At 67.3% G+C, this 6,102-nt stretch carries 4 protein-coding genes; all 4 read left to right on the top strand.

Annotated features, from left to right (window positions below; all coding sequences use genetic code 11):
* Positions 1 to 244 precede the first annotated feature (244 nt).
* The 4 genes from KBI44_21050 to KBI44_21035 are packed head-to-tail and all read left to right on the top strand — an operon-like array spanning position 245 to position 6,059.
* Complete coding sequence (locus tag KBI44_21050; GenBank protein ID MBP9146973.1) at positions 245 to 748, top strand: MerR family DNA-binding transcriptional regulator; 504 nt, start codon at positions 245 to 247, stop codon at positions 746 to 748.
* Complete coding sequence (locus KBI44_21045) at positions 745 to 1,884, top strand: thiolase family protein (protein ID MBP9146972.1); 1,140 nt, start codon at positions 745 to 747, stop codon at positions 1,882 to 1,884. The genes KBI44_21050 and KBI44_21045 overlap by 4 nt, the downstream gene beginning before the upstream one ends.
* Before the next feature lie 9 nt (positions 1,885 to 1,893).
* Positions 1,894 to 4,260, top strand: coding sequence for a 3-hydroxyacyl-CoA dehydrogenase/enoyl-CoA hydratase family protein (locus KBI44_21040; protein ID MBP9146971.1), 2,367 nt, complete (start codon positions 1,894 to 1,896; stop codon positions 4,258 to 4,260).
* A 2-nt stretch (positions 4,261 to 4,262) separates the two neighbouring features.
* Complete coding sequence (locus tag KBI44_21035; protein ID MBP9146970.1) at positions 4,263 to 6,059, top strand: acyl-CoA dehydrogenase C-terminal domain-containing protein; 1,797 nt, start codon at positions 4,263 to 4,265, stop codon at positions 6,057 to 6,059.
* Positions 6,060 to 6,102: the final 43 nt, after the last annotated feature.

The raw sequence follows: 6,102 nt of genomic DNA, 5'->3' as shown, positions 1-6,102 counted from the left end.
GGGACAGTCCCCAATTTCTGTCAGTTTCTGTAAGTCGAGTCGCTGCAGCAGTTGGAGAAATTGGGGACTGTCCCCAATTTCACTCGATCGCGTCCCCGATGGACGCCCTATTGGGCAAGTACTTGACCTGAAGGGCAGCAGGTTGACGTATACGTAAAGTGGCTATAGGGTCCGCGCCGTGAGCGGGGGCATCGGCGGGGGGGGCGGGGCGGGCGCGGGCGACACGGCTGGCGGTCTGTTTTCGATCACCGAGCTGGCGGACGAGCTCGGCGTGACGCCGCGGGCGATCCGGTTTTACGAGGCCAAGGGGCTGCTCGAGCCGCAGCGGGCCGGCGCGACCCGCGTCTACTCGCACCGCGACCGTGGCCGGCTGCAGATCATCCTGCGCGGCAAGCGGCTCGGCTTTTCGCTCGCCCTGGTGCAGAAGTACCTCGATCTCTACGACGCCGACCCGACGCACAAGGTGCAGCTCGAGCACCTCCTCGCCGGCGCGCGGCAGCGCATCGCCGAGCTCGAGGCGCAGCGCCAGGATCTCGAGCTCACGATCGAGGAGCTGCGCGAGATCGAGGAGCTCACTCTCGAGGCGCTGCACTCCACCTCCGCCGGCGCCCGCAAGGCGCCGACGCCCAAGACCTCCAAGTCGTCGCCGCCGGCGGAGTCGGTCCGGCCCCCCAGAACATCACAGTCATCCAAGGCCGCCAAGGCCGTGAAGCCAGCGCAGCCAGCCAGGAAAGGGAGAAAGCCATGAAGAGCGTCGTCATCGCGGGCTATGCCCGATCGCCGTTCACGCTCGCCAAGAAGGGCGAGCTCGCCAGGGTCCGGCCGGACGACCTCGCCGCGCAGACGGTGCGCGCCCTCGTCGAGCGCACCGGCCTTGACCCGAACGAAGTCGAGGATCTCCTCGTCGGCTGCGCCTTCCCGGAGGGGGAGCAGGGGTTCAATGTGGCGCGGATCATCGGTTTTCTCGCCGAGCTGCCGCTCGCGGTGGGCGGCGCGACGATGAACCGCTTCTGCGGCTCGTCGATGCAGGCGATCCACATGGCCGCCGGGGCGATCCAGATGAACGCTGGCGAGCTCTTCCTCTGCGCCGGCGTCGAGTCGATGACCCGGGTGCCGATGGGCGGCTTCAATCCGCTGCCGAATCCGGCGCTCTTCAAGCGCTACCCGCAGGCGTTCGCCGGCATGGGCGAGACGGCGGAGAACCTGGCGAACCAGTACAAGATCTCGCGCCAGCGGCAGGAGGAGTTCGCTCTCGCCTCGCAGCAGAAGACCGCCGCGGCCCAGGCGGCCGGCAAGTTCGACGCCGAGATCGTGCCGATCGACGCCGGGAAGGGCGGGACGGTCTCGCGCGACGGCACGCCGCGCCCCGACACGACCCTCGAGGGCCTCGCCAACCTGAAGCTCGCCTTCGACGACAAGGGCACGGTGACCGCCGGGACCTCCTCGCCGGTCACCGACGGCGCTTCGGCGACCGTCGTCTGCTCCGAGGAGTACGCCCAGCGCAAGGGGTGGAAGCCGCTGGCGCGCATCAAGTCGATCGCCATCTCGGGCTGCGCGCCCGAGATCATGGGCATCGGCCCGGTCCTCTCGACCAGGAAGGCGCTCGAGCGCGCCGGCTTGAAGCTCGCCGACATCGACATCGTCGAGCTCAACGAGGCGTTCGCGGCGCAGTCGCTCGCCTGCATCGACGAGCTCGGCCTCGATCCCGCGAAGGTCAACATCGACGGCGGAGCGATCGCACTGGGGCACCCTCTGGGTGCTACTGGCGCGCGCATCACCGGCAAGGCGGCGGCGCTGCTCGTCCGCGAAGGCAAGCGCTACGCGCTCGCCACGCAGTGCATCGGCGGCGGCCAGGGTATCGCCACCATTCTCGAGGCGATCTGAGGTCGAGCGATGACCGCCAATAAAGGAGCCATTCAGAAGGTCGGAGTTCTCGGCTCGGGCGTGATGGGCGCCGGCATCGCGGCGCATGTCGCGAACGCCGGCATCCCGGTCGTGCTGCTCGACATCGCGCAGGACGGTCCCGGCGGGAGAAGCTCGTTGGCCATCGGAGCGATCGAGAAGCTCAAGAAGACCAAGCCGTCGCCGCTCATGGCGGCCTCGCGGGCGAAGCTCATCACCCCGGGCAATCTCGAAGACGATCTGGCGCTGCTCGCCGACTGCGACTGGATCATCGAGGCGGTGATCGAGCGCGTCGACATCAAGCAGAAGGTCTTCCGCGCCGTCGACGGCGTGCGCAAGGCGGGCTCGATCGTCTCGAGCAACACCTCGACGATCCCGTTCGCGAAGCTGATGGAGGGTCTGCCCGAGGCGTTCGCGCGCGACTTCCTGATCACCCACTTCTTCAATCCGCCGCGCTACATGCGGCTGCTCGAGCTGGTCTCCGGCCCGCATACGCGCCCGGAGGCGACGGCGCTCGTCCGCCGCTTCTGCGACATCCAGCTCGGCAAGAGCGTCGTCGTCTGCAAGGACACCCCGGCCTTCATCGCCAACCGCATCGGCACCTTCTGGATCGAGAGCGCGATCCGCGAGGCGTTCGACGGCGGGCTGACGGTGGAGGAGGTCGACGCCCTCGCAGGCAAGGCGTTCGGCTTCCCGAAGACTGGCGTCTTCGGCCTGCTCGACCTGGTCGGCATCGACCTCGGCCCGCACGTCGCCAAGTCTCTGCTCGCGACGCTTCCCAAGGATGACCTCTACTGCAAGGTGCACGTCGACAGCCCGTTCATCGACAGGATGATCGCCGAGGGCTACACCGGCCGCAAAGGCAAGGGCGGCTTCTATCGCATGGAGTCTCGCGACGGCAAGAAGGTCAAGCAGGCGATCGATCTCAAGACGGGCGAGTACCGGGATCTGGTCGAGGCAAGGTTGGCGAGCATTGGAGTCGCGAAAGGCGGGAGGAAAGGGGGTGGACCGCGGGCCATCCTCGAGCATGCCGACAAAGGCGGTCGATACAGCTGGAAGATGATCTCGGCGACGCTCTCCTACGCGCTCGAGGTCGCGCCGCAGATCTCCGACGATCTCTATTCCATCGATGAAGCTCTGCGCACCGGATTCAGCTGGAAGTGGGGGCCGTTCGAGCTGCTCGACAAGATCGGACCCGCCTGGTTTGCGGGCCGTCTGGCGGCGGAAGGGATGCCTGTACCGGCGCTTCTTTCTCGCGTGGGTGAGGGAAACTTCTATCGCGTCGAAAACGGAAGATTGCAGCAACTGAACCTTCATTTACCAGCAGCTTCTTTTTCCGACGTGCCGCGGGGCGAAGGCGTGTTGCTGTTGGCTGACGTAAAGCTGGCGTCGAAGCCGGTGGCGAAGAACTCATCGGCTTCTCTGTGGGACCTGGGCGACGGCGTCCTCTGCCTCGAGTTCACGAGCAAGATGAACGCGCTCGACGAGGGGATCCTGCGCCTGCTCCGCAAGGCCATGGGGATGATCGACGGCAAGGCCTGGAAGGCACTGGTGATCTCGAACGAGGGCGAGAACTTCTCGGTCGGCGCCAACATCGGGATCGCCCTCTTCGCCGCCAACATCGCGCTCTGGATGGCGATCGAGGCCCAGATCTACGAGGGGCAGCAGGTCTTCAAGGCGATGAAGTACGCCCCGTTCCCGGTCGTGGGGGCCCCGTCGGGCATGGCGCTCGGCGGCGGTTGCGAGATCCTGCTGCACTGCTCGGCTGTGCAGGCGCACGCCGAGACCTACATGGGTCTCGTCGAGGTCGGTGTCGGTGTCATTCCGGGCTGGGGCGGCTGCAAGGAGATGACGACGCGCTGGGCAACGAATCCCCAGCGCCCCGGCGGCCCGATGCCGGGCGTGGTCAAGGCGTTCGAGACGATCAGCATGGCGCAGGTCGCAACCTCGGCCGAGGAGGCCAGGGAGGCGCTCTTCCTGCGTCCGACCGACGGCATCACGATGAATCGCGACCGTCTGCTCGCCGACGCCAAGGCGAAGGCGCTGGCGCTCGTCGCGGCGGGCTACAAGCCGCCGGAGGAGGTCGCGATCAGCCTGCCCGGCCCCTCGGGCAAGGCCGCGCTCGACATGGCGGTTGCCGGCTTCCGCGCCAGCGGCGCGGCGACGCCACACGACGTCGTGGTCTCGGGGCACCTCGCGACCGTCCTCACCGGCGGCGACACCGACGCGACGGCGACGCTCTCGGAGGACGACCTCTACACGCTCGAGCGCCAGGCGTTCCTCGCGCTCATCCAGACACCGGCGACGCTCGCGCGGATCGAACAGATGCTCGAAACCGGAAAGCCGTTGAGGAACTGACTGTGCTCAACTACAAAGCTCCCCTGCGTGACCTGCGATTCGCCTACTACGAGCTCTTCGACGGCGCCGGTCTCGCCCGTCTGCCCGGCTTCGAAGAGGCCACCGAAGAGCTGATCATGGACGTCGTCACCGAGATGGCGAACTTCTGCGACGGCGTGCTGCAGCCGTTGAACGAGACCGGCGACAAGGAGGGCTGCACCTTCCAGGACGGCAAGGTGCGCACTCCGAAGGGCTTCCCGGACGCCTACAAGAAGTACCGCGAGGGCGGCTGGACAGGAGTGGTGGCGCGCACGAAGTACGGCGGCCAGGGGTTGCCGCACGCCTCGAGCATCCTGCTCACCGAGGTGATGTGCGCCTCGAACCTGTCGTTCGCCATGGTCACGGCGCTCACCAACGGCGCCTACTCGGCGCTCGACCAGCACGCCACCGACGAGCTCAAGGAGCGGTTCATCCCCAAGCTGGTCGACGGCGACTGGTCGGCGACGATGTGCCTCACCGAACCTCAGGCCGGCACCGACCTCGGCCTGGTGCGGATGAAGGCGGTGCCGGTCGATCCCGCGGCCGGGATCCAGGGTGCCTACCGGCTCTCCGGCAGCAAGATCTTCATCTCCGGCGGCGACCACGACCTGACCGAGAACATCGTGCATCTCGTGCTGGCGCGCCTCCCGGATGCTCCTCCGGGAATCAAGGGGATCAGCCTCTTCGTGATCCCGAAGCTGCGCGAGGAGGGCGGGAAGCTCGTGCCGAACGGCGTCACCTGCGGCGCCATCGAGCACAAGATGGGGATCAAGGCGTCGCCGACGTGCGTCATCAACTTCGACGGCGCCGAGGGCTTCCTGGTCGGCGAGCCGAACAAGGGGATGAAGGGGATGTTCACCTTCATGAACGGCGCGCGGCTGCACGTCGGCGTCCAGGGTCTGGCGCTCGCCGAGGCGTCCTACCAGGCGGCGGTCAAGTTCGCCCGCGAGCGCCTGCAGGGCCGCGCCCTCACCGGCGCGAAGTATCCGAACCAGGAGGCCGATCCGATCCTCGTACATCCGGACGTCCGGCGGATGCTCCTCACCATGCGCGCCTTCACCGAAGGGGCGCGGGCGCTCACCGCCTGGGCGGCGATCGAGATCGACCACGCCGAGAACGACCCGGATCCGGCGCGCGCCGAGGTCGGTGACGATCTGGCATCGCTGCTCACGCCGGTAATCAAGGCGTTCCAGACCGATCTCGGCTTCGAGATGACCAACCACGGCGTGCAGGTCTGCGGTGGCTACGGCTACTGCGTCGACTACGGTGTCGAGCAGCTGGTGCGCGATTGCCGCATCACCCAGATCTACGAGGGGACGAACGGCATCCAGGCGCTCGACCTCGTCGGCAGGAAGCTCCCGGCGCACATGGGCCGGTACCTGCGGCGCTTCTTCCACCCGGTGCAGGAATTCCTGACCGCGGAGGCGGACAACGCCGAGATGAAGGAGTTCGTCGAGCCGACGGCGAAGGCGTTCGAGCGGCTGCAGCGCGCCACCGCCTGGCTGGCGCAGGAGAGCATGAAGAACCCGGACGAGGCCGGTGCCGCGGCGACCGACTATCTCCACCTCTTCGGCTACACGGCGCTCGCCTTTCTCTGGGCGCGGATGGCGAAGATCGCGCTCGCCAAGCGCCAGGGCAAGACCGACGTCGCCTTCTACGAGACCAAGCTCGCCACCGCCCGCTTCTACATGCAGCGCATGCTGCCGCGCAGCAGTGGGCACTTCGCGACGTTGATGGCCGGCAGCAAGACGCTCATGGAGTTCCCCGACGACGCGTTCTGAGGCGTAGTGGCGGCCGGGCACTCCGGACGCCGCTGGGGACATA

This window comes from Thermoanaerobaculia bacterium (assembly GCA_018057705.1).
Classification (GTDB): domain Bacteria; phylum Acidobacteriota; class Thermoanaerobaculia; order Multivoradales; family JAGPDF01; genus JAGPDF01.
Note: the sequence above shows the minus strand (reverse complement) of the source record. Positions and strands in the feature narration are given on the sequence as shown.

Excerpts from the sequence above, each read along its gene's own strand:
- KBI44_21045 (MBP9146972.1), top strand. The coding sequence starts at position 745 with ATGAAGAGCGTCGTCATCGCGGGCTATGCCCGATCGCCGTTCACGCTC.
- KBI44_21040 (MBP9146971.1), top strand. The coding sequence starts at position 1,894 with ATGACCGCCAATAAAGGAGCCATTCAGAAGGTCGGAGTTCTCGGCTCG.